16 protein-coding genes and 1 tRNA gene are annotated in these 25,101 nt (G+C 71.4%); 7 read left to right on the top strand and 10 right to left on the bottom strand.

Going from position 1 to position 25,101, the window contains the following annotated elements:
- The first annotated feature begins 12 nt into the window (after window positions 1-12).
- Window positions 13-1,440 (top strand): dihydrolipoamide acetyltransferase family protein, encoded by a 1,428-nt coding sequence (locus ACVFI9_RS05740; protein ID WP_474765086.1) that lies wholly within the window; start codon window positions 13-15, stop codon window positions 1,438-1,440.
- Complete coding sequence (locus ACVFI9_RS05735; protein ID WP_474765085.1) at window positions 1,437-1,679, top strand: acyl carrier protein; 243 nt, start codon at window positions 1,437-1,439, stop codon at window positions 1,677-1,679. The genes ACVFI9_RS05740 and ACVFI9_RS05735 overlap by 4 nt, the downstream gene beginning before the upstream one ends.
- Before the next feature lie 163 nt (window positions 1,680-1,842).
- On the opposite strand, the gene ACVFI9_RS05730 is transcribed toward ACVFI9_RS05735, so the two are convergent.
- The 5 genes from ACVFI9_RS05730 to ACVFI9_RS05710 all read right to left on the bottom strand — a co-directional run bounded on the left by ACVFI9_RS05730 (window position 1,843) and on the right by ACVFI9_RS05710 (window position 5,010).
- A complete protein-coding gene (locus tag ACVFI9_RS05730) occupies window positions 1,843-2,214 on the bottom strand; it encodes an Rv3654c family TadE-like protein (protein WP_474765084.1) in 372 nt (123 codons plus the stop codon).
- A complete protein-coding gene (locus tag ACVFI9_RS05725; RefSeq protein ID WP_474765083.1) occupies window positions 2,214-2,522 on the bottom strand; it encodes a TadE family type IV pilus minor pilin in 309 nt (102 codons plus the stop codon). Before ACVFI9_RS05725 ends, ACVFI9_RS05730 begins: the two co-directional genes overlap by 1 nt.
- Before the next feature lie 16 nt (window positions 2,523-2,538).
- The gene (locus tag ACVFI9_RS05720; protein WP_474765082.1) at window positions 2,539-2,811 is read right to left on the bottom strand and encodes a DUF4244 domain-containing protein; all 273 of its coding nucleotides are present in this window, start codon (window positions 2,809-2,811) and stop codon (window positions 2,539-2,541) included.
- Window positions 2,812-2,872: 61 nt separating this feature from the next.
- Window positions 2,873-3,895 carry a type II secretion system F family protein gene (locus ACVFI9_RS05715; protein ID WP_474765081.1) on the bottom strand — a complete coding sequence of 341 codons (1,023 nt, stop codon included), beginning with the start codon at window positions 3,893-3,895 and terminating at the stop codon, window positions 2,873-2,875.
- A gap of 8 nt (window positions 3,896-3,903) precedes the next feature.
- Window positions 3,904-5,010 (bottom strand): TadA family conjugal transfer-associated ATPase, encoded by a 1,107-nt coding sequence (locus ACVFI9_RS05710; RefSeq protein WP_474765080.1) that lies wholly within the window; start codon window positions 5,008-5,010, stop codon window positions 3,904-3,906.
- A gap of 486 nt (window positions 5,011-5,496) precedes the next feature.
- On the opposite strand from ACVFI9_RS05710, the gene acs reads away from it, so the two are divergent.
- Window positions 5,497-7,452 (top strand): acetate--CoA ligase, encoded by a 1,956-nt coding sequence (gene acs / locus ACVFI9_RS05705; protein WP_474765079.1) that lies wholly within the window; start codon window positions 5,497-5,499, stop codon window positions 7,450-7,452.
- A gap of 108 nt (window positions 7,453-7,560) precedes the next feature.
- Here the strand turns inward: acs and ACVFI9_RS05700 are convergent, their stop codons facing one another.
- On the bottom strand, window positions 7,561-8,031 hold the full coding sequence (locus ACVFI9_RS05700; RefSeq protein ID WP_474765078.1) for a RidA family protein: 471 nt from the start codon (window positions 8,029-8,031) through the stop codon (window positions 7,561-7,563).
- Window positions 8,031-8,258 carry a DUF4177 domain-containing protein gene (locus tag ACVFI9_RS05695; RefSeq protein ID WP_474765077.1) on the bottom strand — a complete coding sequence of 76 codons (228 nt, stop codon included), beginning with the start codon at window positions 8,256-8,258 and terminating at the stop codon, window positions 8,031-8,033. The genes ACVFI9_RS05700 and ACVFI9_RS05695 overlap by 1 nt, the downstream gene beginning before the upstream one ends.
- 138 nt (window positions 8,259-8,396) lie before the next feature.
- On the opposite strand from ACVFI9_RS05695, the gene ACVFI9_RS05690 reads away from it, so the two are divergent.
- From ACVFI9_RS05690 to ACVFI9_RS05680, 3 genes are all read left to right on the top strand, one after another.
- Window positions 8,397-11,027 carry a transglycosylase domain-containing protein gene (locus ACVFI9_RS05690; RefSeq protein WP_474765076.1) on the top strand — a complete coding sequence of 877 codons (2,631 nt, stop codon included), beginning with the start codon at window positions 8,397-8,399 and terminating at the stop codon, window positions 11,025-11,027.
- Complete coding sequence (locus ACVFI9_RS05685; protein ID WP_474765075.1) at window positions 11,024-12,001, top strand: metallophosphoesterase; 978 nt, start codon at window positions 11,024-11,026, stop codon at window positions 11,999-12,001. The genes ACVFI9_RS05690 and ACVFI9_RS05685 overlap by 4 nt, the downstream gene beginning before the upstream one ends.
- A gap of 83 nt (window positions 12,002-12,084) precedes the next feature.
- Window positions 12,085-12,161, top strand: a tRNA-Pro gene (locus tag ACVFI9_RS05680).
- A gap of 52 nt (window positions 12,162-12,213) precedes the next feature.
- Here the strand turns inward: ACVFI9_RS05680 and ACVFI9_RS05675 are convergent.
- The 3 genes from ACVFI9_RS05675 to ACVFI9_RS05665 form a co-directional block, all read right to left on the bottom strand.
- Entirely contained in the window at window positions 12,214-13,008 is a 795-nt protein-coding gene (locus ACVFI9_RS05675; protein ID WP_474765074.1) for a 2-oxo acid dehydrogenase subunit E2, read from the bottom strand.
- Window positions 12,998-14,551 (bottom strand): carboxylesterase/lipase family protein, encoded by a 1,554-nt coding sequence (locus tag ACVFI9_RS05670; RefSeq protein ID WP_474765073.1) that lies wholly within the window; start codon window positions 14,549-14,551, stop codon window positions 12,998-13,000. The genes ACVFI9_RS05675 and ACVFI9_RS05670 overlap by 11 nt, the downstream gene beginning before the upstream one ends.
- A gap of 91 nt (window positions 14,552-14,642) precedes the next feature.
- Window positions 14,643-16,493: a glycoside hydrolase family 15 protein gene (locus ACVFI9_RS05665; RefSeq protein ID WP_474765072.1), complete on the bottom strand. Its 1,851-nt coding sequence runs from the start codon at window positions 16,491-16,493 to the stop codon at window positions 14,643-14,645.
- A gap of 163 nt (window positions 16,494-16,656) precedes the next feature.
- On the opposite strand from ACVFI9_RS05665, the gene ACVFI9_RS05660 reads away from it, so the two are divergent.
- Entirely contained in the window at window positions 16,657-25,065 is an 8,409-nt protein-coding gene (locus tag ACVFI9_RS05660; RefSeq protein ID WP_474765071.1) for a N,N-dimethylformamidase beta subunit family domain-containing protein, read from the top strand.
- Window positions 25,066-25,101 lie beyond the last annotated feature (36 nt).

Raw genomic sequence — 25,101 nt, 5'->3', positions numbered from 1 at the left:
TGGGTGAGTTCCGTGGGTGAGTTCCGGATGCCGTCGCTCGGCGCCGACATGGAGCGGGGCAAGGTCGTCGAGTGGCTCGTGAAGCCCGGCGACTACGTGCACCGAGGCGACCTCATCGCCGAGGTCGACACCGAGAAGACCGTCATGGAGGTCGAGTCGTTCGAGGAGGGGATCGTCGCGGAGTTCCTCGTCGAACTCGGCGAGACGGTGCCGGTGGGCACGCCGATCGCCCGTCTCACGGGCACCCCCGCCGACGTGGTCCCCCCTGCGCCGGCGGCGGCGGAGCCCGCGATGGCCGGGCCGGCCTCGACGGCTGCAGCGCCGGCGCGAGCGGAGCCTGCCGGCGAGCCCGAACCGGCCGGCCACGCCACGCCGCCGATCCGGCATCTCGCGCACCAGCTCGGCGTGGACGTCGAGCAGCTCCGCGGCAGCGGCCGGCACGGCGCGATCACGCGCGCCGATATCGAGGCGGCGGCCGGGCGAGCGACGGCTGCGGGTGTCGCGCCCGAGGCGGGACGTCCGGCCGCGGCCCCGAGGGGTGGGGTGCGGTCGTCCCCACGCGCGCGGCGGCTCGCGGCCGAACTCGGCGTCGACCTCGCGGTCGTGCACGGCACCGGACCCGGCGGCGCCGTGACCGAGGCCGACCTTCGTCACGCCGCCGAGACGCCCGCGCCCCCGTTGGCGCCCGAGGCCCACGGCACCGCTCCGGAGCCACCGCCCCGACCCTCGCGTGCCGAACGCCGCGCGGCCACCACCGCCGGCGAAGCGGCCGAGCGCGTTGCGAGCCTCCGCCGCGCCGTCGGCGCACTGATGGCGCGCTCGAAGCGCGAAGTGCCGCACTACTACCTGAGCACCACGATCGACCTCGGTGCGGCCATGGACTGGATGCAGCGCGTCAACGCCGGGCGTCCGATCGCCACGCGACTCGTCCCGGCGGCACTGCTGCTCGCCGCCGCCGCGAAGGCCGCCAAGGAGGTGCCGGACGTCAACGGGTTCTTCGTCGACGGCGCGTTCCAGCCGAGTGCGTCGGTGCATCTCGGGGTCGCCGTGGCACTACGCGGCGGCGGCCTCGTCGCGCCGGCGATCCACGACGCCGACACCCTCGCGCTCGACGACCTCATGGAGCGGCTCCGCGATCTCGTCGCGCGCGCTCGGGCGGGACGCCTCCAGCGCGCCGAGATGGCCGATCCGACCATCACGGTGACGAACCTCGGCGACCTCGGCGTGGAAAGCGTCTTCGGCGTCATCTACCCGCCCCAGGTCGCCCTCGTCGGCTTCGGCCGCGTGATGGAGCAGCCGCGTGCGGTCGACGGACTGATCGGCGTGCGCCCGACGGTGACCGCCACCCTGTCCGCCGACCACCGCGCCAGCGACGGACTGCGCGGCGGCCGCTTCCTCGCTCGCGTCGACGAGCTGCTGCAGAAACCGGAGGCGCTGTGAACGAACAGGATGCCCGCACCGCCGTGCTGGCCGCGATCAACGAGGTCGCACCCGACGTCGACACCGACGGACTCGACGCCTCGTCGCGGCTGCGTCAGGACCTCGAACTCGACTCCCTCGACTTCCTTCGACTGCTCGAGGTGCTCGCGCAGTCGACCGGCGTCAGCACGCCCGAAGACGACTACGCCGACCTGACGACCGTGCAGCGCCTCATCGACTACATCGCCGCGCACGGCTGACCCCAGCGGGCTACCGCGCGCCGGCGTCCGCGGCTGCGTCGTCAGCTCGTGCAGGAGAGTCGTCAGCTCGTGCAGGAGAAGTGGGGGCCTTGTCATTCCTGAGGCCGGCAGAGCGCCCATTCTCCTGCACAAGCCTTCGGTGGCCGTCCCCACACCGCGGCACTCAGCCGGATCCGGGCGGCCCCGCTCGCGCGGCGGCTTCGACGGTCATGCCGAGCGCACCGATGGCGACCCTCACGCTCGCCGTCGGGCCGTCGACGTCGCAGGCGGTGACCGTCGCCCCGTTGCGCGCGGCGACCCGCGCGGCCAGCTCGCACGGGACCCCGGGCACGGCCCCCGAGACCGCATCGGCGGCGGCGAGCGCGGCGGCATCGGCCGCGTTCGCCGCTCGCTGCGACACGACGAAGGTCGCGGCGGCAGGTACGACGAGCGCGGTGAGCGCGACGACGGCGCCGACGATGCCGACGGCCAGCACGGATGCCGCACCCCGATCGTTGCCCGGATCACCGCACCGACCGTGGCCAGCTCGCCGCATCAGCGTCCACCCGTCACGGCGCACGATTCCGCCTGCAGCACGACGGCGGACAGCAGCCCTCGGCCGGAAGCCTGCAGGGTGACGCACACGAACGGCCCGTCCTCCGAGACGGCGAGCGACGCTCCGCCGGAGACGCGGTCGGCGACTGCGCCGGCCGCCGCGACGGAGTCGCCGCGACCGAGCGCCCGAGCCGCGTCGGCTGCGGCATCCGTGAGACGCACGTGCTGGCCCACGAGCTGCACGGAGGCCAGGCACGCCGCGAGCACGAGGGCGATCGCGGGCAGCGCGACGGCGAATTCCGCCGTCACGCTGCCCCGGTCGCGATCAGCCGACCGTGAGCGCATTCCGGACGAGGTCGGTGAGGATGCCGCGAACCTCGTCGCCCCGCAGGATGATGACGAGGAGGCCGGCGAACCCGACCGCGGCCATGGTCGCCACGGCGTACTCCGCAGTTGCGGCTCCCCGCTCTCCGGTGACGCGCCGCGCTGCTCCGTGGAGCGTGCGTCGGAGCCGCGACCGCCGACGAGGCGCCCCGTCGAGTTCGGCCCGCTTCGAGGCGGGCGACGCGAGCCGGAGTGGCTCGACCTGATGCTGCATGGTGATGTTCCTTCCTGTTCTGCCGGAGTCCCGGCGGGTGGGCGGCACGAGCCTGGCGGCGTCATCGGGCACCGCCGAGGGTGACCGAGACGACGGAGACGAGGAGCGGTACGACGCCGAGGAGCACGAACGCCGGCAGCACGCACGCTCCAAGCGGAAGCATCAGCCGCACGCCGAGTGCGGCGGCCCGTGCCGCGCCCTCCGCGCGAGCGACGCGGCGGAGCCGGAACGCCTCCGCGCGGAGCAGGTCGGAGACCGGCGCGCCCGCGCGGGCCGCGAGCCCGATCACGGCGTCGGATGCCCCACGATCGCGCTCGGCGATGCCGCACGCCTGCAGCGCACGATGCACGACCTCGCGCGCACCCTCGATCGAGGCGCCGCCCGACATGGCGATGGCGAGCAGTTCGAGCTCGAGCCCCGCGTCGGCATCGGAGGAGGAGGCCCGCGCAGCGAGACGCGAGCTCCAGCGTCGTCCGGCCCACAGGAGGAGCCCGCCGAGCACGAGGCAGGTCAGGCCGATCGGATTGCCGAGGAGGATCGACGCGGTGTCGAAGCCCACGAGCGCGCCGAAGCCGACGGCGATGAGCGGGAGGGCCATGACGAGGCGCGCACTGGCGACGGGCCCGGCGAGCGCCGTGCGCACCTCGCGGCGCAGCTGCGCCTCGTCGCGGAGCGCGCCGGCGAGGTCCCGGAGGCTCGTCGCGAGCGGCGCCCCCGACTCCGCGGCGACCGCCCATGCGGCCGCCAGGACCGACCACGCGGCCGAGGCCGAATCCGGCGCGGCCCCGGCACCGGCACTCGGAGCGGCCGCACCGGCACCGGCACCCGGGGCGGCCGCGCTCCCACGGGTCACGGCGATGATCGCCTCGGCGACCGACCTGCCGTCTGCTGCCGCCGCGGCGGCGGCCTCGAGCACGGGACGATCGCCGACGTGGGTCCACGCGGTGGGCGCCGGGACGCCGGCCGAGAGCAGCACCGCGAGGCGTTCCGCGACGGCGGCGACCGCGTCGACGTCTGCGGCCGGGTCGCCGCGGTGGCGGAGCGCGGCGACGCGTTCGCCGAGCCGGGCGAGCGGTGGCGGCATCCGCCCGATCATGCGGGCTCCACCGCGAGCCGGTCGCCCTCGAGCCGGAACCGGCCGACCTGCGCGAGCCGTCGCCGCCCGTCGATGCGTTCGAGGTGCAGCACGAGGTCGAAGGCGCTCACCGTCTGCCGCGCCACGGCATCGGCGCTGAGCCCCGCCGTGGAGCCGAGCGCCTCGAGCCGTGCCGGCACGTCATCGAGCGAGTTCGCGTGGAGCGTGCCCGCGCCGCCGTCGTGTCCGGTGTTCAGCGCCGCGAGGAGCTCTCGCAGCTCGGCCCCGCGACACTCCCCCACGACGAGCCGATCGGGACGCATCCGCAGCGCCTCGCGCAGGAGCGCATCGAGCCCGAGCCGCCCGGCGCCCTCGAGGTTCGGCTGCCTGGCCTCGAGGGAGACGACGTGCGGGTGGTCGATCGTGAGCTCCGCGACATCCTCGATGAGCACGATGCGCTCCCGCTCGGATGCCTCGCCGAGGAGCGCGGCGAGGAGCGTCGTCTTGCCCGACCCGGCGGCGCCCGTCACGAGGAGGTTCCTGCGCGCCGCCACCGCATCGCGGAGCATCGCCTCCTGCGCGGCATCGATCATGCCGGCCCGCGCGAGGGCGGCCAGCGGGAAGCCCGCCGCCCGCGGCACGCGCACCGACAACAGGGTGCCCCGGGTCGACACCGGCGGGAGGACGGCGTGGACGCGGATGCCCCGCCCGAGCCGCACGTCGACCGCGGGCGTCGCCTCGTCGATATGACGCCCGCCCCTCGCGATGAGGCGCACCGCGAGCGAGCGCACCTCCGCCTCGTCGGCCCGCCAGGCCGCGTCGAGTTCGGGACCCGAGCCGCGGTCGACCCAGAGCCCGTCTGCTCCGTTCACGAAGAGGTCGGTCACCGGTCCGGATGCCGCGTACGGCGCGAGCGGACCGAGCACCGCGAGCGCGTCGGCGGGGCCGACGTGGGAGGCGGGCGCGAGCGCGCCGGCGGGGCCGTCGAGGGAGGCGGGCGCCGCGCGCTCGAGCTCGAGACCCGCCGGCGCCTCGGCGTCACGCGTCGCATCGGCGGAGCGCGGCAGCGAGGCGAGCCGAGGCTCTCGCTCCCACGAGGGGGTCGCGACGAAGGGGATGGTCATGCAGCGACGGTAGGCAGCAGCGCGTCGGCCGCGGCATCCGCTCGGCTGGAAGTGAGGTAAGAGCCTCCCCCACCCCGTTGTGGAGGAGAACTCGACCTGCAGACGCTGCGACGGCAACGCCTCTTAACGTAAGGGGGCGGCACCCATTGGGGGGAACAGGTGCCGCCTCGGCAGCGCAAGGATTGGGGGGAATCACGAGCGCTGCAGGCCTCGAAACGAGTGTTCGGGCGGTACTCAGTGTATTGCCTGAGGAAGGATGCGCAAGCATTTTCTGTCCTCATTTGTGCGGACACACAGTTTTCTCTGCGCAAAGACACAGAGGAGCGTGTCGCATCGCCACACTAGTGCCTCGCGACACCCCCGTGGAATCGCATGCGTCGCAGCGTGACCCACCCGTTACGGGCGGGCCTCGGGCGCGAGGTATGGTGCTGGGTGGGGCAGGCGACCCATCCGATGAACCAATCGCGAAGGAGCGACCGGACAATCATGACCGTTCAGATCGATCACGCGCTCGAGGAGATCAGGCGATTCCGCCCGAGCCCCGAGTTCGCCGCCCAAGCCGTCGCCGACGAGCACCTGTACGAGGCGGCACGCGCCGACCGCCTCGGATTCTGGGCCGACCAGGCCCGCGAACTCCTCCAGTGGGAGAAGCCGTTCACCCGAACCCTCGACTGGTCGAACCCCCCGTTCGCGAAGTGGTTCGACGACGGCGAGCTCAACGTCGCGGTCAACTGCCTCGACCGCCACGTCGAGGCGGGTCTCGGCGACCGCGTCGCCCTGCACTGGGAGGGCGAGCCCGGCGACCGCCGCGACGTCACCTACGCCGAGCTCACCGACGAGGTCAAGCGCGCCGCGAACGTGCTCACCGAGCTCGGCATCGGCGAGCAGGACCGGGTCGCGATCTACCTCCCGATGATCCCCGAGGCGATCGTCGCGATGCTCGCCTGCGCGCGCATCGGCGCCATCCACTCGGTCGTCTTCGGCGGGTTCAGCGCGGACAGCCTCGCCTCCCGCATCGACGACGCCGAGGCATCCCTCGTCATCACGGCCGACGGCGGATGGCGCAAGGGCAAGGTCTTCCCGCTCAAGCCCGTGGTCGACGAGGCGCTCTCGAAGACCGACGGCGACACGGTGCGCAACGTCCTCGTCGTGCGTCGTGGCGAGAACGAGATCGACTGGACCGACGGCCGCGACCTCTGGTGGCACGACACCGTGGCGAAGGCCTCGAACGAGCACGTCGCCAAGGGCTTCGACGCGGAGCATCCGCTGTTCATCCTCTACACCTCGGGCACCACCGGGAAGCCGAAGGGGATCCTGCACACCTCGGGCGGCTACCTGACCCAGGCGGCGTTCACGCACAAGACGGTGTTCGACCTGCACCCCGAGCGCGACGTCTACTGGTGCACCGCCGACGTCGGCTGGATCACCGGCCACTCCTACGTGGTCTACGGACCGCTCGCGAACGCGGCCACCCAGGTGCTCTACGAGGGCACGCCCGACACGCCGCACCCGGGTCGCTGGTGGGAGATCGTCGAGCGCTACAAGGTCTCGATCCTCTACACGGCCCCCACCGCGATCCGCTCGTTCATGAAGATGGGCCGGCAGATCCCGCACGCGTTCAACCTGCGCTCGCTGCGCCTGCTCGGCTCGGTCGGCGAGCCGATCAACCCCGAGGCGTGGATCTGGTACCGGCACGTCATCGGCGGCGGCTCCATCCCCGTGGTCGACACGTGGTGGCAGACCGAGACCGGCGCGATCATGATCTCGGCGCTGCCCGGCATCACCGATCTCAAGCCCGGCAGCGCACAGGTGCCGATCCCCGGCGTCTCGATCGACATCCTCGACGACGACGGCAACCCGGTCGAGGGCGAGAACGGCGGACTCCTCGTGGTCACCGAGCCGTGGCCCGCGATGCTCCGCGGCATCTGGGGCGACCCCGAGCGGTTCAAGGAGACGTACTGGGAGAAGTTCGGCGACAAGTACTTCGCCGGCGACGGCGCCCGCCGCGACGAGGACGGCGACATCTGGCTGCTCGGCCGCGTCGACGACGTCATGAACGTGTCCGGCCACCGGCTCTCGACCGCCGAGATCGAGTCGTCGCTCGTGGCGCACCCGTGGACGGCCGAGGCCGCCGTGGTCGGCGCCGCGGACGACACGACGGGCCAGGCGGTCGTCGCGTTCGTCATCCTCAAGCAGAGCCACGCCGACGCCGTCTCCACGATCGAGGACGTGAGCGAGGTGCTGCGCAAGCACGTGGCCACGCAGATCGGCGCGATCGCGCGGCCGCGTCAGGTGTTCGTCGTGAACGAGCTGCCGAAGACGCGATCGGGCAAGATCATGCGGCGCCTCCTGCGCGACCTCGCCGAGGGTCGCGAGGTCGGCGACACCACGACGCTCGCCGACACGTCGATCATGCAGGTGATCAGCTCGCAGGTGCGCTAACCGCGGCGCGGGCGCGGCGGCCGCTGTGGCCGCCGCGCCAGCTCGGCGCCCGCTGCGCCAGCTGTGATGGCGCGGAGGGCGCCGACGTGGCGCAGAGCGCGAGCGGCGCTACGCGAACTCGACGACGAGCTCGATCTCGACGGGCGCGTCGAGCGGCAGCGCCGCGACGCCGACCGCCGAGCGGGCGTGCCGACCGGCCTCGCCGAAGATCTCGCCGAGCAGCTCGGACGCGCCGTTGACGACGCCGGGCTGGCCGGTGAACGACGGGTCGGATGCCACGAAGCCGACGAGCTTCACGATGCGGGTCACCCGGTCGAGCGACCCGATCTCGGCGCGCACGGCGGCGAGCGCGTTGAGCACGCACGTGCGCGCATAGCCCTTGGCGTCGTCGGCCGGGACGAGGCCGTGCGCGTCGCCGACCTTGCCGGTGGCGGGCAGCGCACCGGACACGAACGGCAGCTGGCCCGATGTGTAGACGTACGAGCCGGTCACGACGGCCGGCACATATGCCGCGACGGGCGGCGCGACCTCGGGGAGTTCGATGCCGAGCTCGGCGAGGCGGTCCTCGTAGGCGGCCATCACTGCTCGCCCTCGAACTGCTTTGCGGCCTGCGCCGCTGCGGCGGCGCCCGCGGATGCCGCGGCCGACGCCTCGTCGGCCTTCGGGCGCTTCAGGTAGGCGACGAGCCCGCCCTCGGGGCCCTGCACGACCTGCACGAGCTCCCACCCCTCCGAGCCCCAGTTGTTGAGGATGGCGGCGGTGTTGTGGATGAGCAACGGGGTCGTGATGTACTCCCAGGCCGGCATGCGGTTCCTCGTCTCTGATGTGGGCGGACCGGAGTGCGGGCGGATGCACCCGCGCCGAGGCGCGAAGCACCGTCGGCGTAGCGGGTTTTGCCAGCCTTCTCCGTTAGGCTCCACTATATGTCTGCCCAAAATCGTACGATGAGCGACGTCGGCACCGGCATCCTCGGTTTCGTCGGCATGAGCGCGCTCGCCGGCATCCTCGTCACGGCCGCGGTCACCCCCGCCCTCGCGGTCACCGGCATGGCCGCCAACAACGGGATCTCGATGTTCGAGAACCTCCCCGGCTACCTCAACGTCGGCGAGCTCTCCGAGAAGACGGACATCTACGCCACCCAGCCCGACGGCACCCCCATCCTGCTCGCGTCGTTCTTCGACGAGAACCGCGAGGAGGTCGCCTGGGAGTCGATCAGCCAGTACGTGAAGGACGCCGCGATCGCCGGTGAGGACCCCCGGTTCTACGAGCACGGCGGCGTGGACATCCAGGGCACCATCCGCGGCGCGGTGAACACCTACGTGCTGAACAAGGACGTGCAGGGTGGCTCCTCGATCACGCAGCAGTACGTGAAGAACGTGCTCATCAACAACGGCATCCGCGAGGCGGAGACCGAGGAGGAGAAGGAGGCGGCGTACGCCGCGGCCACCGAGACCTCGCCTCAGCGCAAGCTGAAGGAGATGCGGTACGCCATCGCCCTCGAGAAGAAGGCCACGAAGGACGAGATCCTCCTCGGATACCTCAACATCGCCGCATTCGGCGGCCGCGTGTACGGCATCGAGTCGGCGTCGCAGTACTACTTCGCCAAGGCGGCGGCGGATGTCACGCTCGCCGAGGCGGCGAGCCTCATCGCGATCGTGAACCACCCCGAGAAGTTCCGCCTCGACTACCCCGAGAGCGAGACGAACGGCGTGAACACGGTCGTCGACGGCCAGGCCGTGCCGTACGCCGACAACAAGCAGCGTCGCGACTACATCCTCGGCGAGATGCTGAGGGAGAAGAAGATCACGCAGGAGGAACACGACGCGGCCGTCGCGACGCCCGTGACTCCGCTGATCAAGGAGCCGAGCACCGGGTGCCAGACCGCCCGGGGCAGTGCCTTCTTCTGCGACTACGTGAAGAACGTCGTCATCAACCAGTTCGACGACCCGGCCACGCCCGACGTCGACGAGGGCGCCCAGCTCCTGCAGAAGGGCGGCCTCCAGATCTTCACCACCCTCGACCTCGAACTGCAGGGCAGGGCCGAGGCGGCGATCGCCGAGAACGTGCCGTTCGTGGACTCGAGGTTCGACGTCGGCTCCGTGGCGGTCACCGTGCAGCCCGGCACCGGCCGCATCCTCGCCATGGCGCAGAACAAGAACTACACCGAAGATCCCGAGGTCGCGGCAGCCGATCCCTCGTACACGTCGGTGAACTACAGCACGTCGTTCGACTACGGCGGATCGAGCGGCCTGCAGCCGGGTTCGACCTTCAAGGTCTTCACGCTCGCCGAGTGGCTCAAGCAGGGCCACTCCCTGCGCGAGACCTTCAACGGGTCGCGTCGTACGTTCACCTCGTTCCCCGCGTCGTGCTACGGCGGATGGAGCGGCAGCTACAACCCCCGCAACGACGACTCCACCAACGCGAACAATGCGGTCGATGCCACCAAGTACTCGGTGAACACCGCGTTCATGGCCATGGCGCAGCAGCTCGATCTGTGCAACATCCGCGACACCGCCCAGGCGTTCGGGGTGTATCGCGCCGACGGTCTCGACCTCGGCCAGCGATTCGCCTACAACGACGACGGCACGCCGGTCTACAACCCCGACGGCTCGCGCGCGATCGACGAAGGTGCGGTGTTCGGCCCGTCGGCCATCCTCGGCACCGAGGAGGTGGCGCCGGTGGCGATGGCCGCCGCGTTCGCCGGCATCGCCAACAACGGGCTGACGTGCTCGCCCATCGCGATCGACCGCATCGTCGATGCCAGCGGCACGGAGATCGCGCCGCCGGCGTCCAGTTGCACGCAATCGGTGACGCCCGAGGTGGCGCACGCCATGGCGTTCGCGATGCAGACCCCCTTCCAGGCGACGGCGTCGGCCTCGAACACCGGAACCGGCGTCCCCCACATCGGCAAGACGGGTACCACCGACGGGGCGAAGGACACCTGGATGACGGGTGCGAGCACCAAGGCCGCCACCGCGGTCTGGGTCGGCAACGTCGTGGGCGACGCGAACCTCCGCGACCTGAGCTTCGACAGCGGTGGCGCCGCGACCGCGCGACACCGCATCTGGAGTTCGCTCATGGAGCTCGCCGACCTCAAGTTCGGCGGCGACGACTTCCCCCAGCCCGACCAGAGCTACTTCAAGCAGGTCCTCGTCGACGTGCCGCAGGTCGTCGGCCTCTCCCTCGACGAGGCCAAGAAGGCGCTCGAAGCCGCGGGCTTCGTCTTCGAAGACGGCGGTCAGCAGGACTCCAACCTGCCCGCGGGCACGGTCTCGGGCACCGACCCGTCCGGCCAGGCCGGCCGCGGTGCGACGATCCGCGTGTTCACCAGCAACGGCAACGGCACGACGGTTCCCGACCTCACCGGCATGACCCAGCAACAGGCGAAGGCCGCGCTCGACCAGGCCGGGCTCAAGATGAAGACGTCGGGCAACATCGACCCGACGGCCGTCGTCGAGAGCCAGAACCCGGCGCCGAACACCGCCATCAAGCGCGGCGAGACCGTCACGGTCACCTTCTCCAGTGCGATCGGCGGCGGGGGACCGGGCGGCGACAGCGCGCCCGGCGACGGGTGAGCGGCTCCGGCCTGACGCCCGCCGCGCGGATCGCGCTCGCGATCGGCGCGGCGGGTGCCGCCGCGTTCGCCTGGGGCAGCCTCGTCGAGCGGAAGCGGTGGACCCTCCGGCAGGTCGCGGTGCCCGTGCTGCCCGCCGGCGCGGCGCCGGTACGGGTCCTGCATCTCTCCGACCTGCACATGGCACCTTGGCAACGCGAGAAGCAGGAGTGGGTGCGCTCGCTCGCCGAGCTCGAGCCCGACCTCATCGTCGACACGGGTGACAACCTCGGCCACGAGCGGGGACTCGAGGGTGTGCGACGCGCGTTCGACGCGTTCCGCGGCGTGCCGGGTGTCTTCGTCAACGGTTCCAACGACTACTTCGGCCCCGTGCTGAAGAACCCGTTCTCGTACTTCGGCGGCCCGTCGAGGCACCGTGGCAACGTGAAGCGCCTCGACATCGGCGCACTGCACGCCTACTTCGCCGAGCTCGGATGGCACGACCTCGACAACGCGGCGACGAGCCTCGACCTGCGGGGCACGCACTTCGAGTTCTTCGGCGTCGACGACCCGCACAAGGGCTACGACCGACTCGACCTCATCGCCGGCGCGATCGATGAGCTGCGCGCCGAGGACCCGCTCGGCGACGAGCACTGGCCCGACGCGGCATCCGCTGCGCCTCGACGCCCCACGGTCACCGTCGGCGTCACGCACGCGCCGTACCAGCGGGTGCTGAACTCGTTCATCAACCACGGTGCGCAGCTCATGCTGGCCGGCCACACGCACGGTGGCCAGGTGTGCGTGCCCGGGTACGGTGCGCTCGTGACCAACTGCGACATCCCCCGTCGCCAGGTGAGCGGCCTCAGCACGTGGCGGCACGGGCTTCGATCCGCATACCTCAACGTCTCGGCCGGCCTCGGCACGTCGATCTACGCGCCGGTGCGGTTCGCATGCCCGCCCGAGGCGACCCTGCTCACGCTGGTGCCGTCGGAGTAGCACCGTCGGCGGATGCCGCGGCCTCCGCCGTGGTCGGCCGGCCGCGTTTTTTCGGCTATCCTTGTGGAGGCCCGTGAGGGCACCGGGGTGTGGCGCAGCTTGGTAGCGCGCTTCGTTCGGGACGAAGAGGTCGCAGGTTCAAATCCTGTCACCCCGACCACGTGAAGACCCCCTCCTTCGTGGAGGGGGTCTTCTGCGTCTCAGCCTCAGTCTCAGGCGAACGCGGCGGCCGTCTCCACGAGCGTGCGGAACGTCTCGGTGAACCGAGCGGCCGGCGCGCCGTCGATCACGGCGTGATCGAAGGTGAGGGTGATCGGCAGCATCGGCCGGGCGACGATCCGACCGTCGTGGACGACCGGCCGCTCGACGACCGCACCGACGGTCGCGATCACGGTCAGCGGCGCTAGGGGGATCGCCCAGCCCCATCCGCCCGTGAACATCCCGATCGAGGTGACGCCGACCGCGGGGCCGAACGTCGCCGCGATGCGGGGTCGCCTCGCCGCCGCGCGGATGGCGCCGCGCCGCAACGGGCCCGGCAGTCGCACGATCCACGCCGTCGCGCCGCGCAGCCGCTCGGAGGCGCCCGGGCCGTACTTGACGTCGTGCAGCAGTGCGGAGATCTCGGCGCACGACGCCCGGTCGGCGTCGGGGATCGTGACGACATCGAGCACCGCCCTGCCCTGCCACTGCCGTTCCACGGTCGCTCCGAGGTCGACGCGGTCGAAGAAGAGGATGCGGTTGCCGGCCCTCCGCGCGTTCACCTCGGGGTGTCGGGCCACCGCACGACCGAGCGTCGCGATGATGAACCCGGTCCACGTCACCGGGGCTTCGGCGGCGGCGATGCGCGCGGAGGGCTCGGTCACGTCGAGCTCCATGAGCGCATGCACCTGGAATCGACGGCTCGCACCGGCCAGGCGGTCGAGCACGGGCCGTCGTTCCCTCGGTATCGCGCGGACGACGTACGCCGGCTCCTCGGCCCGGCGCCGCTGCCCACGGTCAGCGGACACCGCTCCAGAGCTCCCGCTCCCACCGGCGTGGATCGTCCACCACCTCGGAGGCCGTGTCGAAGCGCATGGTCGCACGGCGCTCACGGTCGTACTTCGGCCAGCCGGGATCGCCGGTGGTGGCGAAGGACACCCAGGCGGCGTGCATGAGGTCGGCGAGGGACTGCGGAGCGTGTTCGCCGAGTAGGTCGCCGAACAGCGGGACATCCGGCCCCAGGGTGTCGAAGACGAACGGGACCTCGACCGCGTGCACCGCGCCGAGCCCCGGCGACGGCCACGCGAACTCGTAGACATAGGTTCCGGATGCCGCGTCGGCATGCGCCTCGGCCAGCCGGATCGCGGGGATCCGCACCCACCAGTCGGTCTGCACGATCGCGAGCAGTTCGCCGGGCGTCGCCTGCGGGTACCGCGCCCGATACGCGGTGAGGGCCACGTCGACCGGCAGGTCGTAGGCCGCGAGGGAGAGGTAGCCGAACTCGTCCATTCGTCCGGTGAGCATCTCGTCGGTGATCTGCGGCAGCAGTCCGCCCACCGCGAGGAAGAGGCGCCAGTCGTCGGCGTTGGTGCCCGCGAGGACGTCGACGTGCGAGCTCGCACCGGCGGCGATGCGTTCGATCGGCCGACCGGGGATCACGTCGCCGTCGATCACCGGCAGCCAGGGTCCGGCCGACACGGCGGCCCGCCCCCACCGTTCTGGATCGGGGTTCGCGAACAGCTCCGCCTTCAGTTCCATCTGGGCGCTGATGAACCGGTCGACGGGCACGTCGGCCAGGGCGTCGCGCGTGGCCGGCACGCCGAGCCGCTCGGCGAGATGGCCGGCCATGCGACGTGCGGACGCGGCATCCGTCACCGGATGCGCCGCACCGCTCTGGAGGATCGCTCGCCGGAACAGCGCCTCGGCCCGAGGCATCGCGAGCAGCATGCCGATGCTCATCGCACCGGCCGACTCGCCGAACACGGTGACGTTCGCGGGGTCGCCGCCGAACGCGGCGATGTTGTCGCGCACCCACTCGAGCGCCGCGACCTGGTCGAGCAGGCCGACATCGGCGATGCCGTCGTCGAGGAAGAGGAAGCCGTCGGCACCCGGGCGCCAGTTGATGACGACGCAGACGACGCCATCGCGGGCGAAGCGGCTGCCGTCGTACGCCGCCGTCGAGCTGAACTCGAACATGCCGCCCTGGATCCACACCATCACCGGCAACCCCGTCGACCCGGGGTCGGGGGTCCACAGGTTGAGGTTCAGGACCTCCTCCGACGGCGCGGCGCGCTCGACCTCGGCGAAGGCGTCGTCGATGTCGTCCCACTCCCCCGACGCGCCGCCGGCTGAACTCGTCCGCGGGGGCGTGACCTGCGGCGGCTCGGGTCCGAGCACGGTCGCGTCGCGCACCCCCGTCCACGGCTCGGCCGGCCGCGGCGGCCGCAGCCGGTTCGCGCCGAACGGCGGCGCGGCGTACGGGATGCCGCGGAACACGTGCACGCCGTCGGCGAGGCGTCCGCGGAGCCTTCCGTTGGGGGTCTCGACCTCGGTCACGCGCTCGGTGTCCATTGCCCCACGGTGCACCCGGGTTCGGTCGGCGGAAAGGGCGAAGGTCCCGGCGGCCCTGCGCGCCTCGCACTGCGGGCGGCCCGGTGCCGCGTCAGTCGCGCATGCGGCGCGCGCAGCGTCCGCGGCTCTGGCGGGCACCGTCGGTGGCCGTGCCGCTCACGTGCGCGATCGCGTCGGCGGCACGCACGAGGGCGAGGTGCGACAGCGCCTGCGGCGTGTTCCCCGCGTGGCGACCGGTGCGCGGGTCGACCTGCTCGGCGAGCAGCCCGAGGTCGGTGCAGTACCCGAGGATGCGCTCCATGAACGCCTTCGCGTCGTCGAGCCGGCCCGAGTGTGCGTACTGCTCGACGAGCCAGAAGGAGCAGGCGATGAACTCGCATTCGTCGCCGGGCACGCCGTCGACGTCGCTCTCGGTGCGATACCGGCGCAGCAACCCGTCGCGCATCAGGGTCTGCTCGATGCGGGCGACGGTGCCGAGGATGCGCGGGTCGTCGTGGGCGAGGTATCCCACCTGCGGCAGTTGCAGCAGCGCCGAATCGACCTCGGTCGTGCCGGGGAATTGCACGTAGCTGCCGAGCTCCGGGTCGAACCCGTCGCGCTCGATCGCCTCGCCGAGTCGGTCGCGGATGTCCCGCCAGCGACCCGTGGGCCCGAGGCATCCATCGGACTCCACCGCGCACACGCCCCGATCGAACGCCGCCCAGAGCATGACGCGCGAGTGCGTGAAGTGCTGTTCGGCGCCGCGGATCTCCCAGATGCCGGAGTCGGGGCGCTGGAGCTGGCGCTCGGCCTCGCTGAGCAGCGCGACCTGGAGCGACCACGAGAAGTCGTCCTCGTCGACGCCCACGTGACGCGCGGCATCGAGCGCGACCATGACCTCGCCGAAGATGTCGGCCTGGTACTGCTCGGAGGCCGCGTTGCCGACCCGCACCGGCGCACTGGCGGCGTACCCCGGCAGCGTGGGCACCTCCCACTCGGTGAGCCGGCGCTCCCCCGCGAGCCCGTACATGATCTGCACGTCGGCGGGGTCGCCGGCGATCGCACGCAGCAGCCAGCCTCGCCACGCGGCGGCCTCGCGGGTGTAGCCGTGATGCATGAGGGCCTCGAGCGTGAGCGCGGCGTCGCGGAGCCACACGTACCGATAGTCCCAGTTGCGGGCGCCGCCGAGGTCTTCGGGCAGGCTCGAGGTCGCGGCCGCCACGATGCCGCCGGTCTCCTCGTGCGAGAGGAGCCGCAGCACGAGCAGCGAGCGCCGCACGGCCGGGTCGTAGGCACCCGGTTCCTCGCTCGAGGCGACCCACTCCCGCCACCATGCGTCGGTCGCCGTGATCGCGACATCGACGTCGAGCGGCTCGGGCACCGGCAGGTGCGCCGGGCACCACGTCAGCTGCACGTCGACCGTCTCGCCGGTGGCGACCGTGAACTCGCCCAGGTGCCGATGGCCGCTCGGGCGAAGCTGCGGGCCGCGGACGACGAGGGCGTCGGGGCCCGCGACGGCCAGCAGCGCCGGGGCATCCACGGTGCCCACCTGCCGCATCCACGGCAGCGACGCCGCGTAGTCGAAGCGCACGCGCAGTTCCTGGCGCATGGTCACGGAACCCCGGATGCCGCGCACCCGCCGGATCACGTCGCTTCGTCGTTCCTCGGCCACCTCGATGGCCGTCTGCGGCATGAGGTCGATGACCTCGACCTCGCCGTCGGCGGTCGACCAGCGGGTGACGAGCGTGAAGGTGTCGGGCGTGTAGGCCCGGGAGGGCGTGGCCGAGGCATCCGTCGGCCGGAGGCTCCAGCAGCCCTGGTCGGGGTCGCCCAGGAGCGCCCCGAACACCGACGGGGCGTCGAAGCGGGGCAGGCAGAGCCAGTCGATGGCGCCGTCGAGGCCCACCAGCGCCGCGGTTCGGCAGTCGCCGATGACGGCGTACGACTCGATGGGCTGGGGCATCATCCGTTCCTCATGAGCACTGCCAACGGAGCATGTATCCGACGGTACCCCCTGAGTGGGGGCATCCGAGGTGGGATAGGTTTCCTAAACTGACAGAAGTCACCGTCGTCTTCCCCCCTGTCCTGAGAGTCTTCCCCCCTGTCCTGAGAAGAGAACCACCGTAATGCCTCGTCGATCTCAGGACCGGGTTCACCCCCGCCCTCGGTCCGTCATCGCCTCACTCGTCACGGCACTGCTGCTCGTGCCGGTGCCCTTCGCCGTGCTTCCCGCCGCGGCCGCGCAGGCGGCCGACAACGAGATCACCGCGGAGAACAGCCTGCCCGGCTCGCCCGCCTCCGAGTGGGACGTCGACGATGTAGGCGACGAGAGCATCCAGGGGTTCACGACGAAGATCAGCGCGAACCAGGGCGAGACCGTCGAGTTCAAGATCGACACCGACGCGGCCGACTATCGCATCGACATCTACCGACTGGGCTGGTACCAAGGCAACGGAGCCCGCAAGGTCGCGACGATCGACACCTCCGCGACCACGGAGCGGCAGCAGCCCAACTGCGCCGTCATCGACGGGTCGACCGACGACAACCTCGTGGACTGCGGCAACTGGAGCGTGTCCGCCACGTGGAACGTGCCCGCCGACGCGACATCCGGCCTCTACATCGCGAGGCCGACGAGGGCTGACAACGGCGGGGCGAGCCACATCCCGTTCGTCGTGCGCGACGACGACGGAAACTCGGAGCTGCTGTTCCAGACCTCCGACACCACGTGGCAGGCGTACAACCCCTACGGCGGCTACAACACGTACGACAGCGGATCCACCGGGGTGAACGCCCAGAAGGTGAGCTACAACCGCCCCTTCACGACTCGCGGGGTCGAACGGGAGAACTGGCTCTTCAACGCCGAGTACCCCATGATCCGCTGGCTCGAGCGCAACGGGTACGACGTGAGCTACTCGAGCGGCATCGACACCGCCATCCGGCCTGCCGAGCTCCTCGAGCACCAGGCGTTCCTCTCGGTCGGCCATGACGAGTACTGGTCGCAGGAGCAGCGAGACGCCGTGGAGGCCGCGCGCGACTCCGGCGTCGACCTCGCCTTCTTCAGCGGCAACGAAGTGTACTGGAAGATCCGCATGGAGGACTCGGGCCAGGACCCGACACCCGACGACCACCGGACCATGGCGGTCTACAAGGAGGGCTCCGCCGGGGCGGCGGCGTCCGAGCACCAGCGCTGCTACGGGGACTACGCCTGCGATCCGAGCGACACCTGGACCGGCCTCTGGCGGGAGTCGCCGCAGTCGTCGACCTCCAACCTGGTCGTCGGCGAGCCCGAGAACATGCTCACCGGCCAGCTCAGCTGGCGCAGCGGCACCACGTCGATGAAGGTCCCTGGCGAGTTCGCCAAGCAGCGGTTCTGGCGGAACACGGATGTCGCGAATCTCTCCCCCTCGGGAACGGTCACGCTCCCGAACGGAACCATCGGGTACGAGTGGAATCCCGAGCAGGCGAGCTACGCGAGCTGGTATCCGCCCGGGCGGGTGCTGCTCTCGAGCACGACCATCGATTCCGAGCGGCATCACCTGAGCCTGTACCGGGCGTCGAGCGGCGCCCTGGTCTTCGGCGCCGGAACCGTGCAGTGGACGTGGGGTCTCGACGGCGAGCACGACCACGGCGCCTTCATGCCCGACCCGGGCGACACCGAGAACCGCAACGTGCAGCAGGCGACGATGAACGTGCTCGCCGACATGGGCGCACAACCGGGAACGGTCCAGTCCGGACTCGTCGCCACGCCGGCATCGACCGACACCACGCCGCCGAGCGTCGTCATCACGTCCTCGGCGTCCAGCGTCACGGGGCCAGGGACGCGCACGGTCTCCGGCACGGCGACCGATGCCGGAGGGGGCGTCGTCGGAACGGTCGAGGTGTCGACCGACGGCGGCTCGACGTGGCGTCGCGCCACCGGCCGGGAGAGCTGGAGCTACACGTTCACCGCCCTCGCGGGCACACCCGCGATCCGCGTGCGCGCCGCCGACGACAGCGCCAACCTGAGCGGCGTCGTCTCGCTCGGCACGCCTCCGACGGCGTGTCCGGCCGGCTTGACGTGCACGTCGATCTTCGACCAGACCGTCACGGGAACCGACGGTGGGGACACCTCGGCCGTCGAGGTGGGCGTGAAGTTCCGCTCCGACGTCGCGGGCCAGCTCCTCGGCATCCGCTACTACAAGACGGCCGGCAACACCGGCGCCCACACCGGAACCCTCTGGTCGGCGACCGGGCAGCCGCTCGCGATCGTGACCTTCGCCGGCGAATCCGCGACCGGTTGGCAGGAGGCGGTCTTCTCGTCTCCGGTGACGATCCAGGCGGGCGTCACCTACGTCGCGTCGTACCACACGAACACCGGCCACTACGCGCTGGGAACGCCCTTCGCGAGCGCCGGGGTCGACCGGCCGCCGCTGCACGCGCTCCGTGATGGCGCCGACGGGCCGAACGGCGTGTACATGTACGGCAGCGGCGGGATCTTCCCGCGGAACTCCTGGGAGTCGGGCAACTACCTCGTCGACGTGCTCTTCACGTCGAACGTGCCGCAGGACACGACCGCGCCCACCGTCAGCGCGACCACGCCGGGCCCCGATGCGGCGTCGGTGAATGCCGACGCGGACATCACGGCGACCTTCAGCGAGGCGATCGACCCGGCGACCGTGACCGCGTCGACGTTCCGCCTGCGGGACCCCGCGGGCAACACCGTGCCGGCTGAGGTGACGTACAACGCCATCGACCGCCGGGCCGTGCTCGACCCGAGCGCACCCCTCGCCGCGGGAACCCGCTACACCGCCATCATCACGGGCGGCGCAGCCGGTGTCGCCGACGCCGCGGGCAACCGGCTCGCCGCCGACTACGCCTGGGGCTTCCTCACCGACGGCGTGAATACGACGGCGCCCACGGTGAGCAGCACCTCGCCCGCCGCGGATTCGACGGGTGCCGCAGCCGATGCGAACCTGACCGTCGGCTTCAGCGAGGCGATGGACCCGGCCTCCGTCACGTCCGCGACGATCGAGCTCCGCGACGCCGGCGGCAACCTCGTGCCCGCGAACGTCGCCTACGACGCCGCCTCGACGTCGGCGGTCATCGATCCGAACCAGCCCCTCGCCCTGGCGACGCCGCACACCGTCACGGTCAAGGGCGGTGCGAGCGGAGTACGCGATGCCACCGGCATCCCACTCCAGGCCGACTTCACGTGGGGATTCCAGACCGCGGGACCCGACACCACGCCGCCGAGCGTGACCGCGACCTGGCCCGTTCGCGACGCCGCCGACTTCGGCATCGAGGGGAACATCGCCGCCATCTTCAGCGAGCCCATGGCGCCGGCCACCATCACCGGCACCACCGTGCAACTCCGTGATGCGGCAGGGAATCTCGTCAGTGCGGTCATCACCTACGACGCGGCCACCCATTCGGCCGTCTTCGATCCGGTGAACGCCCTCGCGTACAGCGCCGAGTACACCGTCACGATCGCGGGCGGCACGAGCGGCGTGAAGGATGCCGCGGGGAACCCGTTGATCGAGGCCTACTCGTGGACGTTCGCCACGATCGCACGCAGCGGGGCGCGCGCGAACCCGAACATCGGTCCCGGCGGTCCCGTCCTGATCGTGAAGGGGACGAGCCAGTTCGGGGCCTACCTCCCCGAGATGATGCGCGGTGAGGGCCTCAACCTGTTCACGGTGCGCACGACCTCATCCTTCAGCGCATCGGCGCTCGCGCCGTACGACACGCTCGTGCTCGGCGAGACCGCGTTGACGGCCGATCAGGTCGCGTCGCTGACCGCCTGGGTGAACGGCGGCGGCAACCTCATCGCCATGCGCCCGTCGGCCTCCCTCGCCGACCTCCTCGGGCTCGCGCCGGCCGGCGGCACGCTCGCGGAGGGATACCTCAAGATCGACACCTCGAGGAAGCCCGGCGAGGGCATCGAGGGCGCGACCATGCAGTTCCACGGTACGGCCGACCTGTATCGCCCGCGTGACGCGGGCACGCAGGTGGTGGCGCAGCTGTACGGCACCGCCACGGACGCGACCGAGTTCCCGGCGGTGACACTCCGAAGCGTCGGCACCGCGGGTGGAAGCGCGGCCGCCTTCACCTTCGACCTGGCGCGTTCGATCGTGTACACCCGTCAGGGCAACCCGGCCTGGATCGGACAGGAGCGCGACGGGATCTCCCCCATCCGAAGCGACGACCTGTTCTACAGCGACTACATCGACCTGTCGAAGGTCGCGATCCCCCAGGCCGACGAGCAGCAGCGCCTGCTGGCGAACCTCGTCACCGAGACCACCCGCGACGTGCTGCCGGTTCCGCGATTCTGGTACCTGCCGCGCGGCGAGGTCGCCACGATCGTCATGACGGCCGATGAGCACAACGGCGGTTCGGTGCCCACCCGGTTCTCGACCGAGCTCTCGCGCAGCACCGCGGGCTGCTACGTCGCCTTCTGGGACTGCGTCCGGTCGACCTCGTATATGTTCGTCGACTATCCGGAGCTCTCCGACGCCCAGGCCCGCACGTACGAGCAGCAGGGCTTGGAGATCGCCCTGCACCCGAACTCCGGGTGCGGCACGCCGAACCGAGCCCAGTTCGCCGCGCTGCTGACCGAGCAGCTCGCCGCGCTCGGCCGGCACTACCCGAGCATCACGACGCCGACGACGAGTCGCAACGACTGCGTGTTCTGGGTGGACTACACGACCGTCCCCGAGGAGGAGGAGAAGGCCGGCATCCACCTCGACGCGAACTACTACTACTGGCCGGGCTCGTGGGCCGGCTCGCGTCCCGGCATGTTCACCGGATCGGGCATGGCGCAGCGATTCCTCACACTCGACGGCCGGCTCGTCGACGTCTACCAGGCGGCGACGCAGCTGACCGACGAGTCGGGCCAGGCGTACCCGTCGACCGCGATCGCGCTCATGGACGGAGCGATCGACAACGGCTACTACGGTGCGTTCGTCGCGAACCTCCACACCGACGGCAAGAACGCCGCGTCGTATCACGACGCCGTGCTCACCGCCGCCCAGGGCAGGAGCGTGCCGGTCATCACCGCGGAGCAGCTGCTCGAATGGACCGACGGGCGCAACGCCTCATCGTTCTCGAACCTCGCCCGCAACGGGGACACGATGACGTTCACCGTCAAGGCCGGCGAGGGCGCGACCGGACTCCAGGCGATGCTGCCCACGCACGGCAGCACCGGAACGCTCCAGTCCCTCTCCCGCGGCGGTGCGACGGTGTCGTTCCAGACGAAGGTCATCAAGGGCGTGAGCTACGCGGTGTTCGCCGCCGTCGACGGGAACTACTCGGCGACGTACGGCGTCGACACGACGGCGCCCTCGATCTCCAAGGCGGGTGCCGCGGCCACCGGCGCGACGACGGCCGACGTCACCTGGACGACGAACGAACCGGCATCCTCGCGCGTCGAGTTCGGCACGTCGCCGAACGCCCTGACGTCGTCGGTGCAGGCGGGTTCCCAGACGACCTCGCACCGCATCCAGCTCACCGGCCTCACCCCCGGCACGACGTACTACTACCGCGTCGTGTCGGCCGACGCGTTCGGGAACACCGGCCAGTGGCCTGCAGCGACCACGCCGAGTGCGTCGTTCACCACGCCGTCCGCCGCGGCGAGCGACTCCTCGTTCGCGCACTTCGGTGCGGGCACCCCGGGCCTCGGCACGTACGTCGCGAACGCCTCGGGCGGCGAGGTGACCCTTGCTCCCGTCGTGGGATCCGAGTTCGAGGGATCGACCGTGCCGAGCGGCTGGTCGACCGGCGTCTGGACCGGTGGCACGACGAGCTTCTCGGGCGGCACTGCCACCGTCGACGGCTCGTGGTTGCGCAGCACGACCCTCGTCGGCTCCGGCCGCGCGGTGGAGTTCGTCGGCACCTTCAGCGGCTCCACCAACCAGAACGCCGGCTTCGGGGTCACGCTGAACAGCGCCGCCGAATCGTGGGCCATGTTCGGCACCAACGAGACCACCGGCGTGCTGCGGGCGCGCACGCACACTGCGAACGGCGCGACCGCCGACGTGTCACTCGGCACCCAGTACATCGGTGCCGAGCACCTGTTCCGCATCGAGTGGGACACCTCCGTGCGCTATTACATCGACGGCGTCCTCGTCCACACCGCGGCGACGGTCAGCGGAACGATGCGCGCGCTCGCGAGCGACTACACGGCGGCCGGCGGCAACCTCAAGCTGAAGTGGATGCACGTGACGCCGTATGCCACCAGCGGATCCTTCCTGTCACGCGTGCACGATGCCGGCACGACCGCCGACTGGGGCGTGCTGAGCTATTCGGCGCAGGTGCCCGCGGGTTCGACCCTGGCCCTCGACGTGCGCGGCGGCGACACGGCGACGCCAGACGGCAGCTGGACGGCGTTCGCAGCAGTCGCCGCCGGTCAGGACATGCCCGTCTCGGGCCGCTATCTCCAGTACCGGGCGCGGTTCACCACCGCGAACGGGGCGATCACGCCCGCGCTGGCGTCGGTGAACCTGCCCTACTCCCCGCGCCCGCCTGCGCCCGACACGACTCCGCCGACGATCTCCGCGGTCGCCTCGCAGATGATCGCGCCGACCACCGCGAGGATCACCTGGACCACCGACGAGCAGGCCACGGGTCGCGTCGAGTACGGCACCTCCCCCGGTGCGCTCGACTCGGTCGCCGAGGTCTCGACGCTCGGCACCTCGCACACCATCGACCTCGCGGGGCTCGCTCCGGCGACGCAGTACTCCTTCCGATTGGTGTCGACGGATGCGGCGGGCAACACGGCGACGTCGTCGACGGCGCAGTTCACCACGCCGACCCCTGACACCACGGCTCCCACCGTCGTCGGCAGGACTCCGGCACCGGATGCCACCGGCGTGGCCGTCGACGCGGACGTGACGGTGACGTTCAGCGAGCCGGTGGCCGCGGCGACCGTCACGGCTGCGACCTACACGCTCCGAGCGCAGGGTGCCGGCACCGACGTGCCGGCGACGCGGTCGGTCGCAGGGGCGGTGGCGACGCTCAACCCGAACGCGAACCTCGCACCGGGCACGACCTACACGGTGACGGTGGCGGGGAGCGTCACCGATGGCTCCGGCAATGCCCTCGGGTCGACCGTGACCTGGTCGTTCACGACCACCTCCGCGGTGGCCACGGTGCTCGAGGACACCTCGGCGTCGCAGTTCGGTGCGGGCACGCCCGGCAGCCTCACGTACGTCGCCAACTCCGCAGGCGGCGAGGTCGTGCTTCCGCCGCTCGCGGGAGCCGAGTTCGAGGGCACCGGCGTGCCTTCGGGCTGGCAGACCGGCAGCTGGACGGGCGGGTCGACGACCTTCCCCGGCGGCACCGCCACGGTCGACGGCTCGTGGCTGCGGACCTCTGCGACGGGCGGCGCGGGCCGAGCCGTCGAGTTCACGGCGACGTTCACGGGCGCGAAGTACCAGAACGCGGGCTTAGCCGACACCCTCAACGCCGCCGGCGAGTCGTGGGCGATGTTCGGCACGTACGAGACCAGCGGCGTGCTGCTGGCCCGCACCCGGAACGCCGGCGGCGCGATCGTCGACGTCGCGCTCGGCTCGCAGTACATCGGCTCCGAGCACGTGTTCCGGATCGAGTGGGGCTCGAGCGTCCGCTTCTACGTCGACGGCGCCCTCGTGCACACGGCGGCCACGGTGGGCGGCTCGATGCGTCCGATGGCGAGCGACTACACCTCGGGTGCGGGCGCGCTCGTCCTGCGCTGGATGCGGCTCACGCCGGCGCTCCCCTCGGTCGCCACGCCGTTCGACGGCAGCACGGTGCCCACCGGGTGGACGAGCACCCTCTGGAGCGGCGGCTCCGGCGGCTCGGTCGTCTCGGGCGGCAAGGTCGCGGTCAACGGCGGCCTCCTGAAGACGACCGAGCAGACGTGGCCGGGCAGCACCGTGGAGTTCGTCGCGACCTTCGGGGCGGCGGCGAACCAGCACGGCGGACTCGCGGCCGACCTCTCGGGCTCCTCCCGATGGGCGATCTTCAGCACCAGCGGCACCACGAACACGCTGTACGCACGCACCAGCAACAACGGCGCGGTAGCGGATGTGTCACTGGGCACTGGCCTCGTGGGCTCCGCTCACACGTACCGCATCGATTGGCTGGCCGACCGGATCGTGTTCTCGGTCGACGGCACCGTGCGGCACACGCAGAACGTGGCGATCACCGGCAGCATGGGCACTGTGTTCAGTGACTACGCCGCGGGCGGGGCGAACCTGACGGTCGACTCCGCGTCGATGACCGGCACGCCGAGGTCGGGGGTCTTCACGTCCCGGGTGCTCGACGCGGGTTCGTCGTCGGACTGGCAGACGCTCGACGTGACCGCCCAGGCACCCGGCGGGACGTCGGTCGTGATCCAGGTCCGCACCGGCAACACGGCCACGCCCGACGGCACGTGGACCGCGTTCACGACGGTGGAGGCCGGAGCCGACATCCCGGGCAACTCGCGGTACATCCAGTACCGTGCGACGTTCACGGGTACGTCGACCGTGTCGCCCACGCTCGAGCGGGTGGCGATCAACGGTCTCGTCGCACCCTGACCCTCGCCGTCTGCGCTGCGGCGGCCGTTCTCACGG

The sequence above is a fragment of the Agromyces sp. NSFZ genome (genome assembly GCF_056156205.1).
This window is presented reverse-complemented; position numbering and strand designations above follow the sequence as displayed.

Coding starts and splice junctions, on each gene's coding strand:
- ACVFI9_RS05660 (WP_474765071.1), top strand. CDS start 16,657: ATGCCTCGTCGATCTCAGGACCGGGTTCACCCCCGCCCTCGGTCCGTC.
- ACVFI9_RS05715 (WP_474765081.1), bottom strand. CDS start 3,895: ATGCCGCCACCGCTCGCCCGGCTCGGCGAACGCGTCGCCGCGCTCCGC.
- ACVFI9_RS05695 (WP_474765077.1), bottom strand. CDS start 8,258: ATGCCGGCCTGGGAGTACATCACGACCCCGTTGCTCATCCACAACACC.
- ACVFI9_RS05730 (WP_474765084.1), bottom strand. CDS start 2,214: ATGCGGCGAGCTGGCCACGGTCGGTGCGGTGATCCGGGCAACGATCGG.
- ACVFI9_RS05700 (WP_474765078.1), bottom strand. CDS start 8,031: ATGGCCGCCTACGAGGACCGCCTCGCCGAGCTCGGCATCGAACTCCCC.
- ACVFI9_RS05665 (WP_474765072.1), bottom strand. CDS start 16,493: ATGCCCCAGCCCATCGAGTCGTACGCCGTCATCGGCGACTGCCGAACC.
- ACVFI9_RS05710 (WP_474765080.1), bottom strand. CDS start 5,010: ATGACCATCCCCTTCGTCGCGACCCCCTCGTGGGAGCGAGAGCCTCGG.
- ACVFI9_RS05690 (WP_474765076.1), top strand. CDS start 8,397: ATGAGCGACGTCGGCACCGGCATCCTCGGTTTCGTCGGCATGAGCGCG.
- acs (WP_474765079.1), top strand. CDS start 5,497: ATGACCGTTCAGATCGATCACGCGCTCGAGGAGATCAGGCGATTCCGC.
- ACVFI9_RS05670 (WP_474765073.1), bottom strand. CDS start 14,551: ATGGACACCGAGCGCGTGACCGAGGTCGAGACCCCCAACGGAAGGCTC.
- ACVFI9_RS05720 (WP_474765082.1), bottom strand. CDS start 2,811: ATGCAGCATCAGGTCGAGCCACTCCGGCTCGCGTCGCCCGCCTCGAAG.